3 protein-coding genes are annotated in these 5219 nt (G+C 62.0%); 2 read left to right on the top strand and 1 reads right to left on the bottom strand.

Annotated elements, in window-relative coordinates; genetic code table 11:
- Positions 1–1954, top strand: a 1954-nt coding sequence (locus V7080_RS23860) for a response regulator (RefSeq protein WP_334190874.1), incomplete at its 5' end; no start/stop codon positions are given.
- 57 nt (positions 1955–2011) lie between these two features.
- Here the strand turns inward: V7080_RS23860 and V7080_RS23855 are convergent.
- Positions 2012–2350, bottom strand: coding sequence for a cupin domain-containing protein (locus tag V7080_RS23855; protein WP_334190873.1), 339 nt, complete (start codon positions 2348–2350; stop codon positions 2012–2014).
- A gap of 352 nt (positions 2351–2702) precedes the next feature.
- On the opposite strand from V7080_RS23855, the gene V7080_RS23850 reads away from it, so the two are divergent.
- The gene (locus V7080_RS23850) at positions 2703–4880 is read left to right on the top strand and encodes a CHASE domain-containing protein (protein ID WP_334190872.1); all 2178 of its coding nucleotides are present in this window, start codon (positions 2703–2705) and stop codon (positions 4878–4880) included.
- Positions 4881–5219 lie beyond the last annotated feature (339 nt).

The raw sequence follows: 5219 nt of genomic DNA, 5'->3' as shown, positions 1-5219 counted from the left end.
CATGAAGTCGGCCTTCCTGGCCAACGTCAGCCATGAAATCCGCACGCCGATGAACGCCATCATCGGCATGGCATACCTTGCTTTGCGTACCGATCTCAGCCCGCGCCAGAGGGATTACCTGGAAAAGATCCAGCGCTCGGCGGTGTCGCTCCTTGGCGTCATCAATGACATTCTCGACTTTTCGAAAATTGAAGCAAACAAGCTGCAGATCGAACGCACCAAATTCTCGCTGCACGAGGTGCTGGCCAATGTCAGCGCGGTAATCAGCCAGCGTGCGCAGGAAAAGGGATTGCGCTACCTGTTCGACATCGACTACGACGTCCCGGTGCAGCTCATCGGCGATCCCACCCGGCTCGGCCAGGTCCTCATCAACCTGCTCGGCAATGCCATCAAGTTCACACCGAAGGGCCAGGTCCTGCTCCGCTGCGGCGCGGACCGCATCGGCGCGGCGTCAGTGATGCTGCGCTTCGAAGTGGAAGACACCGGCATCGGCATCTCGCCGGAGGAGCAGGCGCGGCTGTTCCACGCCTTCGCGCAGGCGGACGCGTCCATCACGCGCAAATACGGCGGAACCGGCCTGGGACTGGCGATCAGCCAGCGGCTCGTCGAGATGATGGGCGGTGCGATCACGGTACGCAGCCGGCCGGGTGCCGGCTCGGTATTCGCATTCAACGCCTGTTTCGAACTCGACCTGCCGCCGCAGACTTCGCCGTGGGTATTGCCCGAAGGCGTGCGGGGGCGGCGGGTACTGGTGGTGGACGACAATCGCGCGGCGCGGCAACTGCTGTCGCAACTGCTGGAGAGTTTTCAATTGACGGTGTCGGCGGAAGCCAGCGGCGAGGAAGCCCTGGCGGCAATCCGCAGCGCCGACCAGACCGCGCCGTTCGATGTGGTGCTGGCCGATCTCAGCATGCCCGGCATGAACGGCGTGGAACTTGCCACCGCCATCGTCGACGCCGGCCTGGCGCATACGCCACGCACGCTGCTCGTCACCGCGTATGGTGGTGAAGACGTGGTCCGACAGGCGGAGAATGCGCCGGTCGCCACGGTGCTGTTCAAGCCGATCGACCCTTCGCTGCTGCAGGATGCACTCATCGACCTTCTCGGGCAGCCTTCGCCGATGCCGCCGTCCGAACGCAAACGGCGTGTCGTGCCGCGCTTTCACGGCAAGGTCCTGCTGGTGGAAGACAATCTGATCAATCAGCAGATCGCCCATGAAATGCTCGCCGCAACCGGCGTGGACATCGATATCGCGGACAACGGCCGCCATGCCCTCGACCGGCTGTTCGCCGCCGGGCCGCATGCCTATGACCTGGTATTGATGGACATCCAGATGCCCGAGCTCGGCGGCCATGCAGCCACGCGGCGCATACGCATGGACGCACGCTACGCGCGCCTGCCGATCGTGGCGATGACCGCCCATGCGACCGAGGAAGAACGGGAACACTGCCGCCAGAGCGGCATGCAGGACCACATCCCGAAACCGATCGACCCCGATCTTTTCTACGAAGTGCTCGGACGCTGGTTGTCGCGCGCCGGCGTGCTACCGTCGCCGGCGGAGCAGGAGCCGCCCGCGCCGTCCGGCACGGCCGCCGTCGCCATTCCCGGTTTTGACACCGATGACGTCCTCGGACGGCTGGACGGCGACGTCGATCTGTATCACCGCTTGCTGGAAATGCTGCCGTCGGACTTTTCCAGGACCGCCGTTGCCCTGCGGGACGCCTATGCGCGCAGCGAACGTGAAGCGGTGATCCATGCGGTGCACGACATGCGTGGCATGGCCTCGGGCATCGGCGCCACCGAGGTTGCCGCTGCCGCGGCATTGCTCGACGATGCGCTGAAGGCGGGCCGGGACGACCTGCCGCAGGTGATGGCCTTCTGCCGGTTGCTGGAGGAGACAGTTGCTGCCGTGCGGAAGGGCTTGAACGCCGCCCGGGCCGGACAAGGGGTATAGCGGACTGCTCAGGGTCACGCCGTGACGCCATGTTCTGTTGCCGGAAACATTACTTCTTTAGGTTTCCCCGCCTTTCGGTCCCCAAAAAACCACCCAGGTTACGAAGTCGTCGCTGAATCGTTCAAATCGATGCGCCGCGCCAGCCGGCACGAACACCGCGTCGCCGGCGGCAAGATGCATGCGGGTATCTTCCAGCATGAATTCCGACGTGCCTTTCATGACAAAGTACAACTCGTCCTGTTCATGCGGCGTCTGGGGATCGTGACCGAACGGCGCATATACCTCCACGGACATGGTGCCGTGCGACAGTGCTTTGGCAAAGCGTTCGCCGTCTGGCCACTTATCGGACCTGGGGCCGGGGATGTGCTGCAGGAGGTTGGCTAAGGTGGCTTTCATTGTCTGTACATTTGTTGTGTCCGGCATTTCCAATAAAGAAAAGTGTAGCAGCCGATGGCCGTCGTCCACATATCCATCGGGTGTCCGTACTAAGTTTTAGTCACGTATCCATATGTCAGGAAGATGACGAAGATCGTTTGAGTAACTACGGTAATCTGATTGCAACAGACCATGCTGCCAACATGTACGAACGTTGTTTCATTTGACGAAAATCAAGCTTCTTCCAATCCATTGCCTCAAATCATTTTCATAGCGGAAAAACGTTGCGGGAACGTGTCAACACCGCAAAGAATTGGCGCTACACTGATCGCTCGCCATACTGAGTTTCCCGATCAACGTACAGTGCAAACGGATGCGATTTTCGAGACGTTTTATCCATTCCTGCCTTACTTCCGCCGCCTGGTGGTCCGGGGTGGCGGTTTCCCTGGTGCTGTACCTGCTGGTCACCCAGATCGTCGAAGACAAGGGCCGTGCGCAATTCGAATACAAGGCCAACAATGCGCAAGTCGCGATCCAGACGCGGGTGCAGTCCTACATCGATGTGCTGCGCGGCGCGGCCGCCCTGTTCTACACGCAGGACGCGATTTCACGCGAACAGTTTCATGCCTATGCGACGCAACTGCATCTGCAGGAAGGCTTTCCCGGCATACGCAACCTGAACTTCGCCCTGCATGTACCGGCGCCGCAGAAGGACTCTTTCGAGCGTGCCGTCCGGTCGGATACCTCGGTCGATCCGCAGGGCTATCCACGCTTCGAGACCAAGCCCAACGGTAGCCGCCCGCACTACCATGTGCTGACCTACCTGGAGCCGATGCAGGGCAACGCCCGCCTGCTGGGATTCGATCTGACGTCGGCGCCCGATACCGCGGAAGCACTTGCATTCGCCCGCGACAATGACCAGCTGATCTCCTCCGGCCGGACCGTCAACATCAACGGCCCCGACCAGCACGCCGGACTGGCGATGCGCATTCCGTTGTACCGTCGCGGCATGCCCATCGGCACGGTGGAACAACGGCGCGCCGCCTTCTACGGGTCTGTAGGCGCGAGCTACGATGTCAATCAATTGCTGCGCGGCGCGGTGGACGCCAATACGCTGCGCAGTATCCAACTGCGCCTGTACGACGCCGGCGGTGCAAGCCATCCCGCGCCGGTATTGGCCGCCGGGATTACCGATCCGGCACGCCTGCTGTATGAAAGCGACGCCGCCGGCGGCAAGCGCGTTCGTGACGGCGATATGCGCGATGTGTTCGTCAAACGGGTCAGGATGACGGTCGGTCCGCGTCTTTGGGAAGCGGAGTTCTCCGCCGACAAGGCAGCCATGGTCGGCGGTTTCGAGCGTTATCTGCCATGGGGCGTCCTGGCGACCGGGGTACTCGGCTCGGTCCTGCTGTACAGCATTTACTACTCGCTGATCTCGGCGAGACGGCACGCGGTGGAGCTCGCCGGCGAGATGACGAAGGATCTGCGCGACAGTGAGGCCAGTCTCGCGGAAGCGCAGCACATGGCGCAGCTCGGCAGCTGGCTGCTGGAACCGGACTCCGGAAAGATGACCTGGTCGGCGGAGACCTATCGCCTGTTCGGCCTCGACAGCTTCGTGCGGCGACCGGCTTACGACGACTTCCTCAACCGCATTCATCCGGAGGACCGGGGCATGGTACGGGACGGATTGCGAAAGTCCATCACGACCGGCAAGGAACTGAACATCGAGCATCGGATCGTACGGCCCGATCGCTCGGTGCGCTGGGTCCATGCGATCGCGCGGCCCGGCCACCAGGACCGCAGCATTCTGCGCGGCACGCTGATGGACATCAGCGAACGCAAACAGACGGTCGAGGCACTGAAACGGTCGCAAGAATTGCTGCGCGACCTCACCGCCCATCAGGACAGGGTCAAGGAAGACGAACGCAAGCGCATCGCACGCGAGATCCATGATGAACTGGGACAGACCTTGCTGGCGCTGCGCATCGATGTATCGATGCTCGAAGCGCGGACAGCGAAGTCGCATCCAAAGCTGAACGAGCGTGTACGCGACGCGCTGAACCAGCTCGACGCAACGGTGAAGACCATCCGCACCATCATCAACAACCTGCGCCCGTCGGTGCTCGACCTCGGCCTGACCGCCGCGATCGAATGGCAGGTCAACGAGTTCCGGCGTCGCAGCGGCATTGCCTGTGAGCTGGTGCTGAGCGACACCGAATATGCGCTCGACGACGAACGCGCCACGACGCTGTTCCGCATCCTGCAGGAGTCGCTGACGAATGTGATCCGCCATGCGAACGCAAACCGGGTGCTGATCGAGCTGTACCGCGACGGCAGCCGGCTCGTGATGAAAATCACCGACAACGGCGTCGGCATTTATCCGGAACGGCGAAAATGCGGCAATTCATTCGGGCTGATCGGCGTGGAGGAACGGGTCCACGCGTTGCATGGGGAGTTCCGTATCGACAGCGCTCCGGGACAGGGGACGGTGTTGACGGTGTTTATTCCGATGGAGACGGGTGGGAAGAGGATGGATTCGCGGGCGGCATGAGGAAGGAGCCTAGTTGTGCGGCTGATCCGATTGCAGCAAGCCAGTGCTCGCCCTGCAGGGGGAATCCAGGGCGACGGAGTGTTTTCGGTGATACTCACTCCTGTCATTCCCGCGTCGGGTTTTGCAGGGGATTTGGACAGCTGCTGTCCGCCAGCGAAACTACTGACTCCAAACCAGTACGCGCCTTGCAAGGGGGAGGCCAGGGCGACGGAGTGCGCGGCGGTGATGCATCCTCCTTGTCATTCCCGCGAAGGCGGGAATCCAGAGTGACGGAGTGTCTCCGGTACTGCAACGCCTACAGTTCTTCGAAGAGACTAGCCGGGACTGGCCCCGGCGGGC

It is taken from the genome of Noviherbaspirillum sp. (genome assembly GCF_036846085.1).
GTDB lineage: Bacteria > Pseudomonadota > Gammaproteobacteria > Burkholderiales > Burkholderiaceae_D > Noviherbaspirillum.
The sequence above is the reverse complement of the archived record's forward strand: the minus strand, read 5'-3'. Positions and strand labels throughout refer to the sequence as shown.

Coding starts and splice junctions, on each gene's coding strand:
- V7080_RS23855 (WP_334190873.1), bottom strand. CDS start 2,350: ATGAAAGCCACCTTAGCCAACCTCCTGCAGCACATCCCCGGCCCCAGG.
- V7080_RS23850 (WP_334190872.1), top strand. CDS start 2,703: ATGCGATTTTCGAGACGTTTTATCCATTCCTGCCTTACTTCCGCCGCC.